Origin of the sequence: Streptomyces sp. NPDC059003 (assembly GCF_042740445.1) — a bacterium.
Classification (GTDB): domain Bacteria; phylum Actinomycetota; class Actinomycetes; order Streptomycetales; family Streptomycetaceae; genus Streptomyces.
This window is the reverse complement of sequence record NZ_JBHYJH010000030.1, coordinates 12183-32119: the sequence shown is the minus strand read 5'-3', so window position 1 is coordinate 32119 and position 19937 is coordinate 12183. Positions and strand designations below refer to the sequence as shown.

The 19937-nt window shown below is 70.5% G+C and carries 24 protein-coding genes and 1 pseudogene; 13 read left to right on the top strand and 12 right to left on the bottom strand.

The genetic code is table 11. The features are described 5' to 3' along the window. Positions 1–707 precede the first annotated feature (707 nt). On the bottom strand, positions 708–1283 hold the full coding sequence (locus tag ACFWZ5_RS14240; RefSeq protein ID WP_384789145.1) for a transcriptional regulator: 576 nt from the start codon (positions 1281–1283) through the stop codon (positions 708–710). A gap of 241 nt (positions 1284–1524) precedes the next feature. Between ACFWZ5_RS14240 and ACFWZ5_RS14235 the strand changes: the two genes are divergently transcribed. The 5 genes from ACFWZ5_RS14235 (at position 1525) to ACFWZ5_RS14215 (ending at position 5918) form a co-directional block, all read left to right on the top strand. Then, entirely contained in the window at positions 1525–1866 is a 342-nt protein-coding gene (locus tag ACFWZ5_RS14235; protein WP_384789148.1) for a hypothetical protein, read from the top strand. A gap of 195 nt (positions 1867–2061) precedes the next feature. Continuing rightward, positions 2062–2652 carry a hypothetical protein gene (locus ACFWZ5_RS14230; RefSeq protein ID WP_384789151.1) on the top strand — a complete coding sequence of 197 codons (591 nt, stop codon included), beginning with the start codon at positions 2062–2064 and terminating at the stop codon, positions 2650–2652. A 193-nt stretch (positions 2653–2845) separates the two neighbouring features. Beyond that, the gene (locus ACFWZ5_RS14225; RefSeq protein WP_384789154.1) at positions 2846–3238 is read left to right on the top strand and encodes a hypothetical protein; all 393 of its coding nucleotides are present in this window, start codon (positions 2846–2848) and stop codon (positions 3236–3238) included. 663 nt (positions 3239–3901) lie between these two features. Beyond that, a complete protein-coding gene (locus tag ACFWZ5_RS14220) occupies positions 3902–4936 on the top strand; it encodes an ArsR/SmtB family transcription factor (protein ID WP_384789157.1) in 1035 nt (344 codons plus the stop codon). Between the two features lie 148 nt (positions 4937–5084). Further along, the gene (locus tag ACFWZ5_RS14215) at positions 5085–5918 is read left to right on the top strand and encodes a hypothetical protein (protein WP_384789160.1); all 834 of its coding nucleotides are present in this window, start codon (positions 5085–5087) and stop codon (positions 5916–5918) included. A gap of 35 nt (positions 5919–5953) precedes the next feature. On the opposite strand, the gene ACFWZ5_RS14210 is transcribed toward ACFWZ5_RS14215, so the two are convergent. From ACFWZ5_RS14210 to ACFWZ5_RS14180, 7 genes are all read right to left on the bottom strand, one after another. Next, on the bottom strand, positions 5954–6865 hold the full coding sequence (locus ACFWZ5_RS14210; RefSeq protein WP_384789163.1) for an ABC transporter permease: 912 nt from the start codon (positions 6863–6865) through the stop codon (positions 5954–5956). A 2-nt stretch (positions 6866–6867) separates the two neighbouring features. Beyond that, positions 6868–7884: an ATP-binding cassette domain-containing protein gene (locus ACFWZ5_RS14205; RefSeq protein WP_384789167.1), complete on the bottom strand. Its 1017-nt coding sequence runs from the start codon at positions 7882–7884 to the stop codon at positions 6868–6870. Next, positions 7881–8309, bottom strand: a complete 429-nt coding sequence (locus tag ACFWZ5_RS14200; RefSeq protein ID WP_384789170.1) for a lasso peptide biosynthesis B2 protein — start codon at positions 8307–8309, stop codon at positions 7881–7883. The genes ACFWZ5_RS14205 and ACFWZ5_RS14200 overlap by 4 nt, the downstream gene beginning before the upstream one ends. Continuing rightward, positions 8306–8566 (bottom strand): lasso peptide biosynthesis PqqD family chaperone, encoded by a 261-nt coding sequence (locus tag ACFWZ5_RS14195; RefSeq protein WP_384789173.1) that lies wholly within the window; start codon positions 8564–8566, stop codon positions 8306–8308. The genes ACFWZ5_RS14200 and ACFWZ5_RS14195 overlap by 4 nt, the downstream gene beginning before the upstream one ends. Beyond that, positions 8563–10416 (bottom strand): asparagine synthase-related protein, encoded by a 1854-nt coding sequence (locus ACFWZ5_RS14190; protein ID WP_384789176.1) that lies wholly within the window; start codon positions 10414–10416, stop codon positions 8563–8565. The genes ACFWZ5_RS14195 and ACFWZ5_RS14190 overlap by 4 nt, the downstream gene beginning before the upstream one ends. Before the next feature lie 299 nt (positions 10417–10715). Further along, positions 10716–10841, bottom strand: coding sequence for a lasso RiPP family leader peptide-containing protein (locus ACFWZ5_RS14185; RefSeq protein ID WP_190137059.1), 126 nt, complete (start codon positions 10839–10841; stop codon positions 10716–10718). 175 nt (positions 10842–11016) lie between these two features. Next, the gene (locus ACFWZ5_RS14180; RefSeq protein ID WP_384789180.1) at positions 11017–11679 is read right to left on the bottom strand and encodes a response regulator; all 663 of its coding nucleotides are present in this window, start codon (positions 11677–11679) and stop codon (positions 11017–11019) included. 644 nt (positions 11680–12323) lie between these two features. Between ACFWZ5_RS14180 and ACFWZ5_RS14175 the strand changes: the two genes are divergently transcribed. From ACFWZ5_RS14175 to ACFWZ5_RS14140, 8 genes and pseudogenes are all read left to right on the top strand, one after another. Further along, on the top strand, positions 12324–12548 hold the full coding sequence (locus ACFWZ5_RS14175) for a hypothetical protein (protein ID WP_384789182.1): 225 nt from the start codon (positions 12324–12326) through the stop codon (positions 12546–12548). A gap of 8 nt (positions 12549–12556) precedes the next feature. Then, the gene (locus ACFWZ5_RS14170) at positions 12557–12703 is read left to right on the top strand and encodes an endonuclease domain-containing protein (RefSeq protein ID WP_384789185.1); all 147 of its coding nucleotides are present in this window, start codon (positions 12557–12559) and stop codon (positions 12701–12703) included. A gap of 294 nt (positions 12704–12997) precedes the next feature. Continuing rightward, on the top strand, positions 12998–14023 hold the full coding sequence (locus tag ACFWZ5_RS14165) for an ArsR/SmtB family transcription factor (RefSeq protein WP_384789188.1): 1026 nt from the start codon (positions 12998–13000) through the stop codon (positions 14021–14023). A 195-nt stretch (positions 14024–14218) separates the two neighbouring features. After that, a complete protein-coding gene (locus ACFWZ5_RS14160; protein WP_384789191.1) occupies positions 14219–14398 on the top strand; it encodes a hypothetical protein in 180 nt (59 codons plus the stop codon). Between the two features lie 217 nt (positions 14399–14615). Continuing rightward, entirely contained in the window at positions 14616–15248 is a 633-nt protein-coding gene (locus ACFWZ5_RS14155; protein WP_384789194.1) for a TetR/AcrR family transcriptional regulator, read from the top strand. Then, positions 15245–15688: a Dabb family protein gene (locus tag ACFWZ5_RS14150; RefSeq protein WP_384789197.1), complete on the top strand. Its 444-nt coding sequence runs from the start codon at positions 15245–15247 to the stop codon at positions 15686–15688. Before ACFWZ5_RS14155 ends, ACFWZ5_RS14150 begins: the two co-directional genes overlap by 4 nt. Beyond that, positions 15664–15750, top strand: a pseudogene (locus ACFWZ5_RS14145) (aminoglycoside phosphotransferase); the annotation flags it as partial. The gene ACFWZ5_RS14150 and the pseudogene ACFWZ5_RS14145, both read left to right, overlap by 25 nt. 151 nt (positions 15751–15901) lie before the next feature. Further along, complete coding sequence (locus tag ACFWZ5_RS14140; RefSeq protein ID WP_384789200.1) at positions 15902–16321, top strand: hypothetical protein; 420 nt, start codon at positions 15902–15904, stop codon at positions 16319–16321. Between the two features lie 42 nt (positions 16322–16363). On the opposite strand, the gene ACFWZ5_RS14135 is transcribed toward ACFWZ5_RS14140, so the two are convergent. The 4 genes from ACFWZ5_RS14135 to ACFWZ5_RS14120 form a co-directional block, all read right to left on the bottom strand. Further along, complete coding sequence (locus tag ACFWZ5_RS14135; protein ID WP_384789203.1) at positions 16364–16873, bottom strand: hypothetical protein; 510 nt, start codon at positions 16871–16873, stop codon at positions 16364–16366. 266 nt (positions 16874–17139) lie between these two features. Then, complete coding sequence (locus ACFWZ5_RS14130; RefSeq protein ID WP_384789206.1) at positions 17140–17451, bottom strand: hypothetical protein; 312 nt, start codon at positions 17449–17451, stop codon at positions 17140–17142. A 56-nt stretch (positions 17452–17507) separates the two neighbouring features. Next, on the bottom strand, positions 17508–17783 hold the full coding sequence (locus ACFWZ5_RS14125) for a hypothetical protein (RefSeq protein WP_384789209.1): 276 nt from the start codon (positions 17781–17783) through the stop codon (positions 17508–17510). Positions 17784–18130: 347 nt separating this feature from the next. Beyond that, positions 18131–19882 carry a chitinase gene (locus ACFWZ5_RS14120; protein ID WP_384789212.1) on the bottom strand — a complete coding sequence of 584 codons (1752 nt, stop codon included), beginning with the start codon at positions 19880–19882 and terminating at the stop codon, positions 18131–18133. Between the last annotated feature and the right edge of the window lie 55 nt (positions 19883–19937).

The window sequence follows — 19937 nt, the reverse complement described above, 5'->3', positions numbered from 1 at the left end:
CGGGGCTGACCCGCAGGGCGGGACGGATACCCGTGCTCTCCGCGCGAGCGGAGGTGATCCATTCAGGATCTGGTTCGCGTGGCTGGGCGGCGGGTTCTCTCCGCGCGGGCGGAGGTGGCCCGTTGTGGGACCCGACGCCGACGTTTCGGACGCCACGCTCTCTGCGCGAGCGGAGGTGGTCCGCCCTTGCCCACGGCCCCCGCTGTGGAGCCGACGTGCTCTCCGCGCGAGCAGAGGTGGCCCGGTGTGGGTGCCGTCGGTGACCGTGCCCACCGTGTGCTCTCCGCGCGAGCGGAGGTGGTCCGGCGAATGGCTCGCCCCGCACGCCCGCATCCTCATTCTCTCCACGCGAGGCCCGTCGTTTGGTGCTTGAGAAGGAGGGCTATCCGGCCTCAACGAAGGTCAGCGCCGGATGCGGATACGGACATGGATGGTGCCGCCGACCGCAGCCTCCGCGGCACCGATCCCGATGACAGGCGTGAGATAGCTGGTCTGCCCAGTGACAGTCAGGGCGATCACGGCGACGACAGTGGCCAGGAGTGTCAGCCCGGTGACCCAGCCGAGGAAGCGAGCCGCACGGGTGACCTGGATCAGGGCGGTCGGGTGCCGGTGAGCTGGACCTGCCGACTCCTCCCCTGCGCCGCGATGGCCCCGGCGCGGCACAGCTCAGGGCCTGGCTCCATGTGGGCGTAAAGCTGCGCTCGCCGTCAGGCCGCGAAGCCGATGTTCGCCACGTACTCGTACTGTCCCCACTGAGACCCCAGGTCGATCACGGCATCATTGACCCACGCCTCATCGAGAGCCTCATAGTCGTCCTGGGACCAGGCTTCGACGATGCGGTCCCAGTGCCGGACGTTGAGCCGCCGGAACTCGACCACACGCTGGCGGGGCCGGTCCACCTGGGACTGGTTGAGTGGATGGAGCTCCACACTGGTACCGCGGCCGTTCCGGCTGAGACGGGCCAGCAGGTAACGGGCCACGTTGCGCCGGCGCACCGCCCGGTAAGCGGCCTCCACCTTCTCGAGGTTCTTCTTCGACGGGCTGCGCTTGCCGTCCAGCCAGGTCTTGAGCGTACGGTCGCTGACGGTCAGGCCCGCCTGGCGGGCAGCGGCGCGGGCATGCTCGGTGCGGGTGAGGTAGTGCAGCCGGGCCAGCAGACCACGGCGTGCAGTGACGGGTGTAGCGATGAAGTTGGCGAGAGTATCGAGCCGACGCGCGACCGCTTCGTGGCCTTTGATGCCGCGGGCGCCATATTTTCCGAACTCGACATTCCTCTCAGGCACTCAACGCCTCCTTCACAGTTCTCCACCAGCGATATTATGCCACAGAATATCGCAAATTCCTCTCCGCCATGGCACGTTGGCATTCTTTCTCTCTATTCTATTGCACGATGCAGCCTTAGTTTTCTGTCCGGACTAGAGTCTCTTCGTGATCCGTGACTGCCGCCTGGGTGGTGGCGCGAGGCCTGGACTCCTCATGTCATCCTGACCACGAGGGCGGCGGGGTCAGGGGAAGGCAGGGGCGATGGCAGCTGTGTACTACCGCGCCGACAGCGAGAACGGTGATCACATCGACGATCCGTCCGAGGACGCGCTGTTCATGCTGATCGACGGCCTCAACGACTCGGCTAACACCTTCGTCGTCATCCAGCCCGACGAAGACGCCCCGGCCTGGTTCGCCTCCGTCGCAGTCCTGGATGAAGGCGGCTACGAAGTCGTCCGCCGCGACACCACTCGCCGTGAACACGACGTCGCCACCGAGACCAGCATCGACCGGATCGCCCGCGACCTCACCACCTGGCTCGCCGCCCGCGGCTCTTGCGGGCAACCAGCTCAGCACACCGACAACTTGCACACCACGGGCTAGCCAGGCCTTGTCGTCCTGACGTTCTGGTGTGGGCTGCCGAACGGAACGTGCGGCGGCGCGCCAGGTCGGCTCTGAAACCGTAAGGGCACCCGCCGCGCCGTGGTCATCGCATCAGGGCGGCCCGCGGCCTGGGTCATCGCTGCAGCTGCGCTTCCATCGGCGCAGCCGACGCAGCACAGGGCAGGAGGAGACCACGTGAACCGACCACTGCTGTTCCTCGACGTGGACGGCCCCCTCAACCCCTACGCGGCCCAGCCGGAACGGCGCCCCGCAGGCTACGTCACCCTCAGAGCCCCGCGAGACGGCACGAGTTCAAAGGACTCAAAGGACTCAGAGGGCTCAGCGGACCGGCGAGGCCTCTCGCTGCGCCGGGGGCCTGCGCGGGTCTGGCTCAACCCGGCGCACGGGCCGGCCCTGCTGCGGCTCGACTACGAGCTGTGCTGGGCCACCACATGGATGGCCGAGGCCAACCGGTGGATCAGCCCGGTGCTCGGCCTTCCCGAACTGCCCTTCGTCGACTTCGGCGACGCCCTGCTCCAAGAGCGCCCCGACGCAGTCCACTGGAAGACCGCAGTCCTGGTGGAGCACGCCGACGGCCGCCCCTTCGCCTGGGTGGACGACGAACAGAGCGATCTGGACCAGGCCTACGTGGCCGCCCATCACCACGCACCCGGGCTCCTGCATCACGTCAACCCGCGCATCGGCCTGCGCGAGGACGACTTCCACACCCTCGCCCGCTTCGCCCGCTCCCCAGGCACTGCACAAGCCGCACTCGAGCAGCAGTGAGCGCCCGGCGGCCAGGACAGAGACCCTCCCGGTCACAGAGCCGGTGGCTTGTGCGCGTCCCGGTTGGAGAGGCCCCGCCTGCCGCCGTGGTGTGGCTGGTGCCTAGTCTGCGTTGGGAGGCCGCGTCGGTTGCTTCCGCGAGGGGTCCGGAGGGGGTGTGCGCCTCGCTGTTGTCGGCTCCGGGGAGGCGCATGTGCTGGGCATCATCGCGTTTGTGGGGTTGGTGGGGTTCGTCCTCGTTCTGGTGGGCCCGGGGAGCTGGTCCAGGCTGGGCGGGGCCTTGGCGAGCAGCGCTCTGTTGTCCGTGTTGCTCATGCCGGTCGCCGGGCTCTTCGCATTCGTGCTCGCGGTGCCTGTCATGGCGGCGGTGATGGGGTTGTTGCCGCCGTTCGACCGGGAGACGGCCCCACGAGCCCATGTCGGCTGGCTGGTGTGCGTGCTGCTTGCCATGGCGGGTCTGCTTCTCTGGTCCGTCGGAGGTGATACGGACATGATCGCCGTGTCACTCTTCCTCTTCGGGCCCGGAGTGCTCGCTGCGGCGGGGCGGCTCGTGTTCTTCCTGACGACGGCGCCGCGGCCCTTGTGATCATGTCCGACGCCAAGGCCCGCGAGCTCGGCCTGACCCTGCTGGCCCGCGTCGTTACGTGCTCGTCGCGCCCGGCGTCGGCTGGGACGGCCCGGCCGAGCGGCTCACCACCGGCACTTACCTCGGTGTTCCGCGCCCCGGCTGTGCGCCGGCATTCTCCCGCTCTGGCCGCGGTCAGGGGCTGCGGAATCGAGGGGGCAGGGGCGATGGCAGCTGCGTACTTGCGTACTAACGTGCCGACAGCGAGAAGGGCAGCCATATCGACGACCCGTCCGGGAATGCGCTGTTCATGGCGCGGGGCGGTGGGAATGCCGGTCATCGTTCCGCGCCTGTGGGGCTATCTGGCCGACCGTGTTGCCGAGGCGGTAGCGGGTACAGAGCGCCCCGGTCTCCTGCTGCGTGGCTGGGGCGGGAGGCTTGGCGTGTCGGTGGCGTTGCCGCACGAGGTGGCCGTCAGCAGCGCTGCCGTGCAGGCGAGGGTATGGAGCGGCGTGGTGTGCGTACGTCGTGCGCTCATGCCGGTTGGCGGTTGTGCGCCGGGTGTGCGCGGCGTCGGCTGGGCATCGGCGGGCGGGGGGCTCCCGGTTGAGGAGTCAACCGCTCGTAGCCGGGGTTCGTCTTTTCTGGCAGTTGCCCGGCTCGCGCGGTTTCGAAGGAGAGGGCATGCTGCGCATTCACTTCACCGCCGAGGACCTGCAGAACGTCCGGCTGGCGCGGGAGCCCGATCCGCTGTGGGAGATCGTCTGCAGCCTGTGTCGCTTACAGACCGGGCAGGGGCCACTCGAATTCGGTGCCTGGCGTCGCGCGGCCCGGCACCGAGTCCTGCGTGACGCGCCGCTACGTCACTCTCTTCGGCGCCTGGGAACGCTGGTCCCGAGCTTCGGCTATATCCCGGACTTCCTCACCCCGCCGGTGACGGGGGCCGACCTGCCCGAGGAGCTCGATGTCCTGCGTGCCACCCCGCGCCCGCTTCTGACCCGTGACCTGAGTCGGCTGGCCGAGTCCCGCACGCTTCCCGGCTGGACCACGGCTCTGGGCGGGCCGGGCGGCGGTGGTGAACTCGCCCTGCTGACCGACGCACTCGACGACTACTTCACCACCTTGCTGGAGCCGCGCTGGGCGGAGGTTTGTGCGGTCGTCCGGGACGACATCGGGCGCAGGACCCGGGCTTTGCTGGACGGCGGCGTCCGTGCCCTTCTGGAGGGGCTGCGCCCGTTCGCCCGCTGGAACAGCCCGCTGCTCGAGGTGGACTATCCCGTCGACCGCGATCTGTACCTTCAGGGGCGCGGTCTGCTCCTTGTCCCCTCGTACTTCTGCTGGCGGCGCCCGACCGCGCCGGCCGACGCGGAGCAGCCGCCGGTGCTGGTCTTTCCCGCGATCAGGAGCCCGCTGGTCCTGGCGCATGCGAGCGAGGGCGGCACGGCCCGGCTGCTGGGGCGGTCGCGGGCGGCGGTGCTGGCGGAGGTGGTCGGGCGCAGCGGTGGCCGGACCACGTCCGAGGTCGCCATGGCGGTGGGGCTGGCGTTGTCGAGCGCCAGTCATCAGCTCGATGTCCTGCGGGACGGTGGTCTGGTGACCAGCCGCCGTGACGGCAAGTACGTGCTGCACTCGGCGACGCCCCTGGGGCTGCGGATTCTGTGTGCCGGGTCGCGCGAGACGGCTGCTGTCCCGGGCCGCGGTCTGCGGGCCCGCCCCTGACATCACGGGGCGTGGAGTCTGTGGCCGGGACATGGCCGGGACGTCTGGCTCAGGTGCCCGGGACGTGCGGCGTCCTACGGTGGCGGGTTGTGGGCGACGACCGTGTGGCCCATGGGGGCGCACATGAGCAGGAGCGGGGGAACCTTCCATGTCGCATTCACTCGGCCGGCCGCTCGCCCCGTCCCTTGAGGGGTCTTGTGGCCGCAGGCAGGTGCTGCGCGCGTGTGTCGGTGCCGTGGCCGTGGCGGGCCTTGCGGCCGGCAGTGTCGTGCCGGCGCGGGCCGCCACCAGCACCAGTGCGGGGAGGGTGTCGGATCTGCCGCCCGTGCCCGGCATGCTGGGTGATCGCCGGGCCAATGAGGTCTGGTACCAGCTCGATGAGGTTGCCCTGTACCGGGCGTCGCCGGAACTGCTTGCCGCTTACCGGGCCATCGGTGTGCATGTCGGCGGCAGCATCGAGAGAGGTTTCCGCACGGTGTGGCAGGAGATGAGCAAGTCACCCGAGTACCCGGGGAACTTCCAGGCCTTCATGGCGCCGATCGAGGGCCCTCTTCGGGTGGTCTCGGGCATGCAGCTGGGCGTCTTCGACAGCCTGTACCGTGCTTACGATCCCCGGCTGGTGGCCGCCTTCGCCTACTTCGGCCAGGGCGTGCTCTACGACCCGCGCCGCGAGAGTGTGCGCTCGCCGGTGCACACCATGGACTCGCCGCCCGGCAGTGCCCCGGTCGCCTACCACACCTGGCACGCCTATATGCGGGCGATGATGCTGCTGGGCATCGATCGGCCGCGCTGGGTGGCGTTCGCCCCGCTCAACGCGTACGCGTGGGCGTTGCAGTCGGTGGCCAAGCCCTCGACACAGACGCCGAGTCCGCCGCTGCCCCGGGAGACGGTCCTACGGTTCGCCGCGAGCTGGCTGCCGCGCGGGCCGGGCAGGCTCGACGCCGACTTCCAGTCCTTCCCGTATCCGCGAGGGATCAGCTGACATCAGTGGTGACGGCACGGCTCACCACGTGAGGGTCACTCGCTGCGTGCGAAGCGGTACGTGGCGAGGGTCAGTGCCAGGGCGGCCAGGGCGGCCACGCAGCTGAGCTCTGCGGCCACCGAGGGGGTCCAGTCCCCCCACTGCGGCCCGGCCGCCCGGTCGCCGAGCCCTGAGACGCCCTCTCCGGGGAGGGTGCGTCGCAGTGCGTCGACCGCGTAGGTGAGGGGGTTGAGGCCTACGACGGTGCCCAGCCAGCCGGGCAGTCCGCTGGCCGGGAAGACCGCCCCGGACAGGAACAGCAGCGGCATCATGCACAGCCCGATCACGATCTGGAAGGTCTCGGGGCGCTTGGCGCACACGGCCACCAGGACACCGAGTGAGGTGAACGCGAAGGCGATGAGCGCCAGTTCCGCGAGGGCGAGGAGGAGTTCGGGCCGGTAGGGGATGCCGATGAGGCCGGCGAGGCACAGCACGGGGATCGCGTAGCCGAGGCCGGCGGTGGCGCCGCCCAGACAGGTTCCGGTCAGCAGCGGGGGGCGGCGGACGGGTGCTACGAGCAGTTGGCGCAGGAAGCCGGCTTGCCGGTCCCAGACGATGGACGCGCCCGCCGCCATGGCCGGTGCCTGCACCGCCATGAGGAGAACGCCGGGGAAGAAGAAGGCGCGGAAGTCGCTGGCGGCGTCCTGCTCGGTGGGCACGGCCGCGTTGAGGCCGGTGCCGAAGACGAGCAGGAACATCATCGGCATGATGACGCTCATGGCGATGCGCAGGCGGTTGCGCCCGAAGCGGATGACCTCGCGCTGCCACAGCACGCGGACGGCGCGCAGGTCCGCGGCGAGATGTCCGCGCGGGCCGGCGGTGTCGGCGGTGCGGGGCGGAGCTGCCGTGTCTGCCATGTCTGCCGTGCCTGCCGTGTCTGCCGTGTCTGCCGTGTCTGCTGTTTTCACGGTCACCTCCTCGCAGCGGGTGGTGCAAGGCCGGTCGGCTTGCTGTCGGCCTCGCGGATGGTGCGGCCGGTGTAGTGCAGGAAGGCGTCGTCGAGAGTCGGCGGCGTGACGGTCAGCGCGTGCACGGTGTGGGGCAGGGCGGCGCAGATCCTGGGTACCCAGGCGGCTCCGTCGGCCACCCGGATGTGCAGGCCGTCGGTGTCCGTCTTTGCCTGCAGGCCGAGGCGTTCGCGGAGGGCCAGGGCCGCTGCCGGGTCGTTGGCGGTGCGTACGGTGATGAGGTCGGAGCCGACGACGGCCTTGAGGGCGGCGGGAGTTCCGTCCGCGACGAGTTCGCCCTCGTCCATGATGGCGATCCGGTCGCAGTGTTCGGCCTCTTCCAGCTGGTGCGTGGTGAGGAAGACGGTGACGTCCCGCTCCTGGCGCAGCCGGCGCAGGTGGTCCCAGATGGCGGCGCGGGTCTGTGGGTCGAGGCCGGTGGTGGGTTCGTCGAGGAAGAGCACCCGGGGTGTGTGCAGCAGCCCGCGGGCGATCTCCAGGCGCCGTCGCATGCCGCCGGACAGGGTGCGGACGGGGGCGTGGCGGCGCTCGGCCAGTTCCACCAGTTCCAGCATGTCCATGATGGTGTCGAGCCGCTGTCGTCGCGGGATGCCGAACAGCTCGGCGTGGAAGCGCAGGGTCTCCATGGCGGTCAGATCGACGTCGAGGGTGGGTTCCTGGAAGACGAGGCCGATACGGCGGCGTACGTCGTGGGGTTGGTGCGTCACGTCGTACCCGGCCACCTGTGCCCGGCCGCTAGTGGGGCGCAGCAGGGTGCACAGCATGGCGATGGTGGTGCTCTTGCCCGCGCCGTTGGGGCCGAGGAAGGCGAAGGTCTGGCCGGTCGGGACGGTGAGGTCCAGGCCGGTGACCGCCTGCCGGTTGCCGTAGGTCCTGGTCAGTTGTTCGGTCAGGACGGCGATGTCGTTGGCGGCGCGGGTGGTGCGGTGGCCGGTTGCGGGGGCGAGGGCCGTGTTCATCGGCGGTCTCCGTCGGGGTGGCGGACGCTCATGACGGTGTGGAAGAGCGTCACGTCACCCGACTCGCCGACGGCCTGTGCGCCGGCTTCCACCCAGGCGTGGGCGCGGAAGGGCTGGGTGCGGAATCCTGTGCACCAGTCGGGCCACTGCCGGTGCAGGCGGCACAGCAGTGCGGTGGCGACCGAGCGTTGCAGGCAGCCGCGGCCGGCGCAGCGGGCGCTGACGGTCACCACGGCCCGGCGGGCGTCGAGGGCCTGTTCGTGGGTGGCGGCGCGGGAGCCGCGGCTGGCTACCGCCAGGGCCTGGCGCAGTCGGCGCGGGGGCAGCAGTACCAGCAGCCGGGCCGCGCCGACGGCTGTCCGTGCGCTCAGCTGCCGGTGCCAGGGCAGCTGCACTCCCTTCTCTCCGATGACCTGCATGCTCATGCCGTCACCACCAGGCGGGCCCGGTCCAGGGCGGCGAGCAGCGTCGTGACGTCCGTCAGGGCGCGTCCGGCGGCTTCGGGGTGGTGGCGGGTGAGGTGGGCGGCGGTCTCCTGGGGGGTGTGCCCGTCCAGGAGGAGTCGCAGGGTGGTTGCGCCGGAGCGGTTGAGCTGCCAGTACCGGCCGCTGCGCTGGTCGAGCAGGACCAGTCCGTCCTCGGTGTCGGTGGCGGTGACGTCGGGTTTCAGGGCGAGGGTCATGGGGTCTCTCCAGCCAGGGAGGCGGCCTGGGGCGCGGGGGCTGCCACGGACCGTAGCCAGCTCTCGCAGGCCAGCGTGTTCTCGTACGGGGCGAGCTGCCGGGACTGGGTCTTGGTGCCGAGCAGGGCGGTGCGCAGGGCGTCGGGGTCGACGAGGCCGAGGCGGGAGAGCCTCAGGTCGTCGCAGAGGTCGAGGAGGTCCCCGCGGTTGCGGCGCATGCCCTGGAAGGCTTCGGCGCTGAACTCCCCTTTGCTGCGGCGGGCGAGGATCTCCTCGGGCACGATGCCGCGCACGGCCCGCCGCAGCATGGGTTTGAAGTCCCCGCTCACCAGCCGGTCCTCGATCCGCACGGACAGGGCGGCCTCGATGACCCGGTCGTCGAGGAAGGGTGCCGCGCAGGTGACTCCCACGTCGGCGAGTGCGGCGTTGAGTTGGCGCAGCGCGCTGCCCGACTGGACGACGATGTCGAGGGTCTGGTGCTGGGCCCGGTCTGGGTGGTGGGGGTGGGGGTGCTCGCGTTCGGCGGTGTCCCGCAGCAGCCGGCGTACGGCGTCGGTGGCGTCGGCGGTCGCCCAGGGCGGCATGCGGGGTTCCCAGCCCCAGCCGAGCAGTGCGTCCCCCGGGCCCTGGGCGGGTTGGGTGAGCCGGTCGGCGGTGGAGTGCAGCCATGCGGCGAAGGAGGCGCTGTCGGCGAGTCCGCGTACGGTCGAGGTCAGGGTCCAGCGGTTGAGGGCCCGGAAGCGGTGGATCCTGGGGAGGGCGGCGAGCGGGTGGCTGCGGATCAGTGACCACAGGGCGGTGGGCAGGACGCCGAACAGTTCGTCGCCCCCGACGCCCAGGAGGTGGCAGCGTGATCCGTCCGTGGCCATGGAGGTGAGCAGGCGCCGCATGTGGGCGCGGTTGCGGGCCCAGGGCAGCGGTCCCTCCTCGTGGCTGGAGTCGGCGGTGGCTGTCGTCTCGTACCAGGTGGGGCCGTCCGGGTCGGCGCTCATGTGGTGCCGGGCGGCGGGCAGGTGGCGGGCGGCGCGTTCGGCCCATGGGGTGTCGTCGTTCGCGCGGTCCGCGGGTGTCCAGTGGTGGGTGATGAGGTCGGCGCCGGCCGCGTCGGCCAGGAAGCAGAGGCTGGTGGAGTCCAGGCCGCCGGACAGGTCGGCGCTGAGGGTGGCACGGGTGCGGGCTGCGACGCAGGTGAGGAGGGCCTGGCGTAGGTGTGCGGCTGCCTGTTCGGGCGGTGCTTGGGGCTCCGGCGGGCGCCACCAGCGGGCTTCGTGGGCGCTGCCGTGCGGGCTCAGCTGTAGTCGGCAGCCCACTCCGAGCGCCGATACTCCCGGCCATACCGGGTGCAGGGAGAGCGGCCAGGGCGGGACCGGGGTCAGCAGGCGCAGTGCGAGCAGGTCCCGGTCGACGGCTGGGGTGGTGGTCCCGCCCTGGCCGGGGTGTGCCCACTGGGCGAGTCGGTGGGATCCGTCGGCGGCCACGGTGACGCCTTCGATGTCGGCGTAGAAGATCTGCCGCGCGGTGGACAGGCTCCCCTGGGCCCGTGTCCATCCGTCGAAGGAGGCCATGAGGTGGAAGCAGCCGGGCAACGTGCGTGCCACGTCGTCGAGTTGGTCCGGTGTGCGCGCCTGGGCCAGGGTGCGCTCCGCACGGTGGCTGTCCATGGTCGTGTGGCCCAGGACGGCCAGGCGCCGGGCTCCGGCACTCACCAGGGTGAGTTCCTCGTCGGCCCAACGGCCCACGAGCCAGGGGCGCCCCGAGGCGTGGTGGACCACCCGGACTTCCGGGTCACGGGTCAGTGGCTGGGCCGCGGTCGGCGTGGCCGGGCTGTCGGGCAACACGACGAAGTCCATGTCGGGGCAGGTCCCTTCGTACGGTTCGGGCTGCTCGCCCGTCGGGTGCGTCGGCGCGGGGGCGCGGGGCGCGGGGGCGTGGGGGCGTGGGGGCGTGGGGGCGTGGGGGCGTGGGTTGGTGCGGGTTGGTGCGGAGGATGGCCGGGCGGTGGCTGCCGGGTGAGGGTCTCCGGCCGGGGCCGGCGAGCGGTCGTTGCCCTGGTGCGGGAGCGGAAACGGCACGGTGGTGGAGGAAGTACGGCCTCTGCCACCGTGCCGCGGCGGGCACGGCGACCCGTCCCGCCGGTGAGTCCGTCGGATCAGCAGATCCAGGCGGTGCCCAACAGCCAGTCGTTCTCGACGCACGGCCCGAAGGCCATGGTCAGTTCCGCGAAGCCGCCGATCTCTTCCAGCGCGGGCGGCTCGTAGACGTCGTTCGTCTCCATGCTCGTCTCACCTGTTCCCTTTGGCGTGATCATGAAGGAGAGACGGGAACGAGGGCACGGGTACCCGGGCTCGCCCCGCCTCTCCCGAGCATCTTCACGCTAGAGGGCCCCGGGTCCCGGGTGCCTGGGTGCCTGGTCCCGGACTCGTCCCGCATGCGCGCCCGTGGCAGCCCCGTCAGGTGCCGAGCCCCGCGTCCCGGGCCCGTACCGCCGCCTCCACCCGGTCCGCCACACGGAGTTTGGCGAACACCCGGGAGACGTGATTGCGCACGGTCTTCTCCGACAGCGCCAGCTCGCGGGCGATACGGCGGTTGCTCAGGCCTCGGGCGACCAGGTCGAGCACTTCGCGCTCGCGTTCGGTGAGATCGGGAAAGGCGGCCCGCACGGGCAGTTCGTGGACGGCGGAGAAGTAGCAGCCGAGGCGGTCGGCCACTACCGCGCTGAACACCGCCCCGCCGTGGGCCACCGTGCGCAGGCCGCGCACCAGTTCCTCGCCCAGAACTCCTTTGACCAGGTAGCCCCGCGCCCCCGCCCGCAAGGCGGCCACGACCGCGTCGTCCTCGGCGGACCCGGAGACGAACAGCACCCGCGGCGCATCGAGCTGGTCGGGTGCCTCCGCGGCGATGGCCCGGGTGGCCTCGATACCGGAACAGCCGGGGAGCAGCAGGTCCATGAGGACGACATCGGCGACCACGCGTCCGTCCCGCAGGGCCGCGACCGCCTCCTCCCCCGTGGTCGCCTCGCCTGCCATCTCCAGGTCCGCCGCGTCCTCCACGACCTGCCGCACTCCGGCCCGGAAGAGCGGGTGGCCGTCGACGACGAACACCCGCGCCGTCACGGCCGCCTCCGTAAGGCGCCTGCTGTTCCTGTTCCCGTCGGCCTGTGACCCGTCGCCGACTCCTCCGGCACTTGCACAGCATTCCCCCCATGCCCATCCATCCACGTGTTCACTTGTCCGTTTATCCGTCACTTCAGCGCGCTAGGTGTTCATGAGTCCCTGCTTGAGGCGATTGTCATCAGGTGTCATCAGGTTCGCACTGTGACGGACGGCACGGGAAACATTTCGGCGTGGCTCGAAGCGACCTGTGCGCGGGGCGGGAGAAGTTCTGTGGGTGGGGGTGGCGTTGTTGCCCGGCCGGGCCCGGCAGGTCGCGTCTGTCGTGCGCGGCCGGCCGGACTTCACCGTCCGCGTCCCAGCTCTCAGTTCAGGGTCTGGGCGGCGTGGAGGGCGCCGAGTGCTGCGGCGAGGGCGCAGGGGTCGAATTCCTGATGCAGTGTCCGGCGGCCGCTCGCGGGCGTCCTGCCCTGGGTGTGGGCGGGCCTGAGGTGGGAGGTGGTCGGCGGGCTAAGGCTCCCCCTCACACCTAAGGCCCCCACCCTGCTGGAAGATGCGGAACCTTCCCGATGCACCACACCCCCCTGGGAAACGAAAGTGGAGTCATCGCACAGGGCCAGACACCAACACCCCAGGGGGACACGAAAATGTTCGACTACGAACTCCACCAGCTCCGCACCGCCGAACTCGCCCAGCAGGCCGCCCACCACAACCTCGTCCGAGAAGCACTCAAGGCCGCCACCCCGCGCCGCCGGACACCCGGCCCGGCACTCACCCGGGCGCTCGGCCGCGAAGCAGCCCAGGCCCGCCCGACCGCCCAGCGCACCACAACCACCGCCCACCACACCGACCACTACACCCGCGCCGCCTGACCCTTGGGGTGAGCGCCATCCGTCGGCACCAGCCAGCGATACGCCTGTGCGGCCACTGTCCCGGGGCCGTCGTCGACCACGGCCACCAGAGCGGTCCGGTCCGGGGGCTGTTGCGCGCGCTGTGCAACGCCGGGCTGAAGGACTGCCGCACCTGACGGGCTGCCCCAGGGCCGACTACCTGACCACTCCCTATTCCCATTCCGTTCCTGCGCACCCCCTCAGAGGCACGGGCTCTTCTTCGGCTCACACCGAAACAAGTCGACGCCATCGGGCCGCGGCCGCAGTCTGGGATCGAGACGGGCGCGTCCCTCACCCGGCGGGGGCACGGGGGATTGCGGGCCAGGGATGCGCCCGGCCTCCACTCCTGCGATGCATGCCTACGCTTCGGGCCTCTGCAAACGGCGGCAGACGCGGGCCCTGAGGGCGATCAAGCCGAGGAGCGGCCGATCATGACCTTTCGTATCCACTTCACGACCGAGGACCTGGCGCGCACTCATGTGGCGAGTGCACCGGGGCCGCTGCTTGAGCTGGACATCGCCCTGCGGGTCCTGCAACGCCGCAGCCACTGCGTTCGCTTCGGGGCTTGGCGGCGGGAAGTGTCCGCGCAGCTGCGGCCGCAAGCGAGGATGGTGCTGGACCTGGTGTCCGTCATGAACTGGTCGCCCACCTGCCTGCTGCCGTCCGCCCCCGGCGAACCGCAGGAACTGCTGGAACACAGGTGTGCCGACTCAGGCCGACTGCTGAGGCAGGAGCTGGCGGCCGTCGTCGAGCGCCGGGGGCACCGCCTGCCGACGCGGGTAGCCCAGGTCGGCCAGGACCCGGGCCTGCTCCGGCGTCTGTACCAGACCGTGGGCGAGGTGTACGAACAGGTGTTGGCGCCGTACTGGCCGCAGGTGGCCGATGTCATCGCGGCCGATCGGGCCTTGCGGATGCGGGAGTTACTCGACGGCGGAGCGGAGCGGCTCCTGTCGGGGCTGAGCCCGCGCCACATCCGATGGGACCCGCCGGTGCTCTCGCTCGCCACGGCCGACGGGTACGACGGCGAACTGCGGCTTGAGGGGCGCGGCCTGCTGCTGGTGCCGACCATGTTCGGGGCTGAGGCGCCGATCATCGCCCCGCACGCCCAGCCGCAGCCCGTCATGACCTACCCCGCACGCCTAGGCGAGGGCCCTGAGGCCCTGGTCGCCGCGGTGGCCTGGCAGAGCACCCCGTCCTCCCCCAAGCCCCTGGCGGATCTGCTCGGCCGCACCCGTGCCGTCGTGCTGTGCGTGATCGCCGAGCGGCCCGGCATCACCACCGGTGAACTGTCCACCCGTGCGGGCATCGCGCCGGCCAGCGCGAGTGAGCATGCCGCTGTCCTGCGCAGGGCCGGACTCATCGCCTCGGCACGGCGGCGCAACACCGTGTTGCATTCGCCCACCACTGCAGGTCTGGCACTGCTCAACGCACCGAACGGAACGGGCACTTCAGGGTGACAGGGTTTCTTCAGGTCCTTCCGCCGTCGCGTGAACCGCCTTCTGCTGCTGGGCTGATGGCGTCTGCAGGAGCTGGACCACGCCACCGCGGAAGACGGTGGCTCTGACGTCGTCAGACGGGCTCCGGCAGCGATCACGGGGAGCCGTCACGGTCGGTGGGGATGCTGTTCGATCAGCAGTGAGGGCCGGTGTGAATTGACGCTCTCTCAGCTTCTGTCGCGGCGGGCCGGTGACTCCGACGCGCCCGAGGTCGCCCTTTCCATCAAGGAACTGCGCGAGGAACTCGTCCGCGACTTCGGCGAGATGCTCACCCGGCAGACCGGTGTCCTGCTGCCCGCCTTGATCGACGAGTCGCCGGGGACCTGCCCGGCCTGACCGGCTTCGCCCGTGGGCTGCCCTGGACCTCGATGCGGCCTCTGCCGGGCTCACGCCCCAGTGGAGCTCGGGCATGACCGAGGGCGCCGTAAGCAGACCCCGGACGACGACCCCGAGCAGAGCCCCCCAACTGACGGCTCCGGCCGCCGGGTTGACAGATCCGAGAGCACTCAAAATACTAACGGCGTTAGGTTTCCTAACGCCGTTAGGAGTTTTGGTGGGGAAGCGGGACGAGGCACGTCGGCGCACGTTCGCCGAGATCCTGGAGACAGCGGGCCGGATGGCCGAGGCCGAGGGCTGGCGGGCAGTGACCGTCCGGCGGATCGCTGCCGAGATCGGCTACAGCGCGCCGGTGATCTACCAGCACTTTCCGAGCAAAGAGGCCCTCCTGCATACGCTGCTGGAGCGCGCCAACGGCGAGTTGGCGCAACGGATGCGAGCCGCGGTGGCCGGCGAACCGGCGTCACGGGGCCCGCACCTGGCGGCGGTCGCGTACCTGGAGTTCGCCCGGTCACGGCCGGGCCTGTACCAGCTCATGTCGGGCGCACCGGGCACGGACGTCGATGCCTCCACCCGCCGCGCCGCCACCGCCGACGTGATCGCCTTCACCAGGCAGCTGATCGGCGCGTGGGCGGCCGAGACCGCAGCCCAACCTGCCAGTGTCGAGGACGCCTGCGACCTGTTGTGGGGCACACTGCACGGCCTCGCGGGCATCGGGTCGATCGAGGACATCGGCTTCGACCGCGCCCTGCGCCTGGCCGACCAGGCGGTGACCGCACTGCTCGGCTACTGGTCAGCCCCGACCGCGAAACCCGAAAGCCCCCCGCAAACCGCCAAGGGAGAGAAATGATCTATCACCACAACCGCTTCACCTTCAAGGCGACCGCCACCGCCGAGCAGCGCGAGGCGGCACTCGCCAGCCTGCGCAACCAGGGCGAGTCGATCGACGCGGTCACACGCTACGTAGTCGGCAGAGACATCGGCGGCGAGTTCGAGTACGGCGCCGTCTTCCTCCTCGAAGATCTCGACGGCTACTGGGAGTACCTGATGGCGCCCTCCCACGCCCACACCGACCGAATCGGTCTGCCGCTGCTGGAGTCCTTCGTCTCCTACGACACCACCGACAGCGACGACCCGGACATCGCCCAGAAGATCACCGACCTGCACACGCGACGCTACGCCGGAGACCCGGCCCTCACCGAGTTGGTGGCCAACCTCCCTTCCTACACCGGCAGCGGCGCGCCGACCCCCGCCAACCCCGGCAGCGCACACCAGCCCGCACGGAGCTGACGACGCGAGCCGTGGAGGAGCGGCTGGATGCCTACGTCACCGCCCTGATGGACGCACCGGGCCGAGCCAGGACGCCCCGGGGCACAGGCACGGCGGCGAGCACCGGACCCGGCTGCCGCACCCGACAGCGGAGACGACCGCACACTCGCACCGGGGCGCCCCGAGTCCGCACTGGCTCCCGGCCGACCGCTCCGTGACGGCCCGAACCGAACGATGACATCGCTCACCGTGACGGCTCCCCGTGATCGCTGCCAGAGCCCGTTGTTCAACGACGTCACAGCCAGCGGGCCGGCTGCGCACCCCCGCCCCGGCTCGCCGGGCGCCGAATGGGCCGCCTGCTGCGACGAACTCACCGCCGTCTTCGGCATCATCGTCGAATCGGCCGGCCCGGACTTCGGTGTCGAGCACCTCCTCGATACGATCGCGGGCTCCTCCACACCGGCCGCCTTTGTCAGCGAGCAGACTGCGCTGGTGTTGCCTGTCACCACGGTGTGCGGCGCATCTCCCTGCATGCCCCGGTCCCGGTCTGCCCCCGCTCGCTCGTCCGGCGCACCGGCCCCCAGCCCGCTCGGGCTGAACACGCATGACGGAACGGATCGCTCAGTGGCTCGCGGACGTTCTGCGAGCCACTGAGCTGCGGCGGGGACGGATCGGTCTACCTGCTCGCGGCCGGGCTCAGCAGTGGCGCCAGGTGCCGGGCCACGAGCCGTTTCCTCGCGGGCGCCACCAGCACTTGCCGTCGAGGCCGACGGTGGACACGCCCGTGGCGCCGGTGGCGTTCCATACTCCTGTGTTCCTCTTGTGTGCCTGGCCTCCGAGGCTCTTCCAGCCGCCGGAGTTGTTCCACACGTGCCAGATCGCGTAGTCGGCCCCGACGAAGAAGTACTCCGTGACACCGTTGCCCCACGTCCACTTCACCCCCGGGGTGTCACAGATGACCTTTCCCTTGTACCCGTGGATGGTGATGGGGCAGACACCCGCGGCGTCCGCCTCGCCCGTCGCCTGGAATGCCTCAGAGACGAGCGCGCCCTGGCCGCCGCTGTCCTGTCCGTCGTCCAGGACCACGGGCGAGACGGGCGGCGGGGTGGCGCTTGCCGCCGGCGCCGCCCCGACGGCCAGCCCTGCCCCGAGCAGTGCGGCGGTCAGCGACAGCGGAACGAGGTGTGAGCGTGTGCGTGTGCGCATGGCCATTCCCCCTGGCTCTTCGGGAGCCACGGCACGAGTCGGCCGTGGCGTCGGCGGCCGCGCCGACAGGTGAAGACACTACGAAGCGCCCGGTTTCCACGCGTCAACCCAAAGAGGACACATCTCATAAACCTCCGGTGTATCTCCCGTGCACCCACGCATGAGCCGCGAACTCCGCGTTCCGGAAACGGGCGGCGGGCAGGGCACAGCGCGGCCCGCGGCACCACCACCCCCGCCTCACAGGCGACGACCACGGCCTGGGCGCGCTACGGCTTGCCCGCCAGCTGCCGGCGGGCCCGGTCCCAGGCCTCTTCGAACTCCTGGCAGGTCAGGGGGTGCTGGTCATGCCCTTCCCACTCAGCCACCGGCGACTGTGCCGTGATCCCGAACCTGCTGTCGTACTCGGCCAGACGGCCGGCGTCGCGGGCCTGCTGCCATTCGACGAGGGAAGCGGCTGCGACCGGGTGCAGCCGCGGCCCTTGGAACTCGACTTGGCGCGTGACCCACCCTGCCGTATCGAGCTCGAAGTAGAACCAGACATCTTCCTCATCCCAGTAACAGCGCATCCATGCGGTCATCCACCCATGATCAATGAGATCCGCAGGCCCGGGCCGAGAGGCCTCTGCGACCCAGGTCAGCAGCCGCCCTCAACGAGTCCGAACCCCTCGGGGAAGCCCTCCAAGAACTCGCGACGCGACGCATCGGTCTCCTGCGCAGCCATCGAACCGAGCACATCGATGAACTCGCTCCGCTGACCACTCGGCAGGTGAGACACCAGCGCAGCAACGCCCTCCAGGACCTTCACCGCGTCATCCGGGTCCATCTGCTCGTTCCCGCACCCCTCAACGAACCAAAGGACGTCGACCAGCGCCTCTGCCAGCGCACGTGTCAGCGACGGATACACAGACATTCAACGAGCTCCTCCACACGACCGACAGAGCGCGGCCATCTCACCACAGGCCACTGACATCACCGACGGTGTGGCTCTGTCGACGACTGCCGGCGCGGACGGGGCGGCGAGTCGGGCGACGAAGCGAAGGCTCCGAAGGTCAGGCCGAAGGCGTCCAGGTAGGCGCGTACGGACTGTGCGATGGGCGGGTGGTGTGTCGATGAGCCGGTAGGTGAGGGCGGGGCCGAACGTTGCCGGGTCTGCGTGGTCCACCCAGGTGGTCAGCGGCTCCCTCTTCTTGCGCCGGCTCCCGCAGGGGCGGACGGGCCGTGTTGGGTCCGTCCGCTCCCCCCGGGGGCGTTCGTTCGCTACGGCAGGCCGTGCACCTTCGGGCCGACGGCGTTCGACCACGTGTGGCCCGCTGTGGCGTCCCAGTTCGTCGACCATGTCATGGCGCCGCGCAGCGACGGGTAGGTCTTCGACGGCTTGAAGGAGCCGCAGCCGGTGGCGCGGGTGAGGCAGTCCAGGGCGTTGTTGACGACCGTGGGGGCCACGTAGCCGCTGCCCGCGCCGCGTGGGGAGGCCGGGACGCCGATGCCGACCTGTGACGGGTCCAGGCCGCCCTCCAGCTGGATGCAGGCGAGCGCGGTCAGGAAGTCCACGCTGCCCTGGCTGTAGACCTTGCCGTCGCAGCCGAGCATGGAACCGCTGTTGTAGTACTGCGTGTTGACGACCGTGAGGATGTCCTTCACGTTCAGGGCCGTCTGGAAGTAGCCGCCGGAGGTGGACTGCATGTCGATGGTCTGCGGTGCCATCGTGAGCACCAGTTTCGGGCCGGCCTTCGCCGAGAGCTGGCGCAGGGCCTTGGACATGTAGGTGGGGTTGAGGCCGTTCTCCAGGTCGATGTCGACGCCGTTGAACCCGTACTCCTGCATCAGTGCGTAGGCGCTGTTGGCGAAGGCTGTCGCGGAGGCGTCGCTGTTGACGGAGACGGTGCCCTTCTCGCCGCCGACCGAGAGGATCACGGACTTGCCCGCGGCCTTCTTCGCGGCGATGTCGGCCTTGAAGTCGGCGGTGGAGGCGTAGCCGACGGCCGGGTCCAGGTTGAAGGTGATCTGACCCGGTGTGGTGGTGGCGTCGGCGAAGGAGACGGCGATGATGTCGTACTGCGAGGAGACGTCCCGCAGTTTCTGCACGGTGGCGCCGTTGTTGAAGTTCTGCCAGTAGCCGGTCACCGCGTGGCGGGGCACGGTGCCGTCGCCGCCGCCGTCGCCCTTGGGGGTCGTCACGGACAGTGCCGTCGACTTCGCCGATTCGCCTGCCGCGTTCGAGGCGCTGACCTGGAAGCTGTAGGTGGTCTGCGGGGTGAGGCCGGTGACGGTCGTGGAGGCGCCGTTGGCCGAGGCGACCTTGGTGCCGTCGCGGTAGACGGTGTATCCCGTGGCGGTGGAGGACGGGGTCCAGGACAGGTCCACCGACGTGGGCGCTGTCGTGCCCGCCGTGAGGCCGGTGGGGACGGGCGGTATCTCGACCGGGTCGGGGCCGCCGCCCCCGTCGGGTCCAAAGACGCTCACGTCGTCGACGTAGTAGGCGCTCTGCCCGTACCAGCCGTGGGTGTACACGGTGACCGAGGTGGTGTTCGCGCCGGTTGTGAAGCTGGTGGAGAGCTGCTGCCAGGACGAGGCGGCCGGGGTCCAGGTCGACACGTCGGTGGTGCCGGTGCCGCGGGCACCGAGGTAGGCGTAGCTGCCCTGTACCCAACTGCTGAGTTTGTACGTCGCGTTCGGTTTCACCGCGACGATCTGGGAGCACTCGGCGGTGTCCTGGCCCGAGGGGGTGGCCTTGAGTGCCTTCGTGCCGCCGTGCACGGGGGACGTGACGGCGGCGCCGCTGTTGGCGGTGCAGGTCCAGTTGTTCAGGTCCGCCTCGAATCCGGCGTTCTTGGCGACGTTGACGTCCGCCGCTCGGGCGCTCGCGGCTTTGGTGCCGGCCGCGTCGGTGTCGGCGGACTGCGCGGGCGCGGCGAGCGCGGTGACGGCGAGCGCGGCGGCCGCACCGACGGCCATCGCCGTGCTGATTCTCTGGCGGATGCCGGGTCTGTTGTGACGTGCACGGTCCACGGGGTGCCTCCTGGGGAGAGGTGAAGCACGTGAGTGGCGACGGTGGCCATCGCTG

Bases quoted from the DNA above. Each gene is read 5' to 3' on its own strand.
- ACFWZ5_RS14235 (WP_384789148.1), top strand. From the start codon at position 1,525: ATGGCAGCTGTGTACTACCGCGCCGACAGCGAGAACGGTGATCACATC.
- ACFWZ5_RS14220 (WP_384789157.1), top strand. From the start codon at position 3,902: ATGCTGCGCATTCACTTCACCGCCGAGGACCTGCAGAACGTCCGGCTG.
- ACFWZ5_RS14215 (WP_384789160.1), top strand. From the start codon at position 5,085: ATGTCGCATTCACTCGGCCGGCCGCTCGCCCCGTCCCTTGAGGGGTCT.
- ACFWZ5_RS14205 (WP_384789167.1), bottom strand. From the start codon at position 7,884: ATGAACACGGCCCTCGCCCCCGCAACCGGCCACCGCACCACCCGCGCC.
- ACFWZ5_RS14200 (WP_384789170.1), bottom strand. From the start codon at position 8,309: ATGAGCATGCAGGTCATCGGAGAGAAGGGAGTGCAGCTGCCCTGGCAC.
- ACFWZ5_RS14195 (WP_384789173.1), bottom strand. From the start codon at position 8,566: ATGACCCTCGCCCTGAAACCCGACGTCACCGCCACCGACACCGAGGAC.
- ACFWZ5_RS14190 (WP_384789176.1), bottom strand. From the start codon at position 10,416: ATGGACTTCGTCGTGTTGCCCGACAGCCCGGCCACGCCGACCGCGGCC.
- ACFWZ5_RS14185 (WP_190137059.1), bottom strand. From the start codon at position 10,841: ATGGAGACGAACGACGTCTACGAGCCGCCCGCGCTGGAAGAGATCGGC.
- ACFWZ5_RS14175 (WP_384789182.1), top strand. From the start codon at position 12,324: ATGTTCGACTACGAACTCCACCAGCTCCGCACCGCCGAACTCGCCCAG.
- ACFWZ5_RS14165 (WP_384789188.1), top strand. From the start codon at position 12,998: ATGACCTTTCGTATCCACTTCACGACCGAGGACCTGGCGCGCACTCAT.
- ACFWZ5_RS14150 (WP_384789197.1), top strand. From the start codon at position 15,245: ATGATCTATCACCACAACCGCTTCACCTTCAAGGCGACCGCCACCGCC.
- ACFWZ5_RS14140 (WP_384789200.1), top strand. From the start codon at position 15,902: ATGACATCGCTCACCGTGACGGCTCCCCGTGATCGCTGCCAGAGCCCG.
- ACFWZ5_RS14135 (WP_384789203.1), bottom strand. From the start codon at position 16,873: ATGCGCACACGCACACGCTCACACCTCGTTCCGCTGTCGCTGACCGCC.
- ACFWZ5_RS14130 (WP_384789206.1), bottom strand. From the start codon at position 17,451: ATGACCGCATGGATGCGCTGTTACTGGGATGAGGAAGATGTCTGGTTC.
- ACFWZ5_RS14125 (WP_384789209.1), bottom strand. From the start codon at position 17,783: ATGTCTGTGTATCCGTCGCTGACACGTGCGCTGGCAGAGGCGCTGGTC.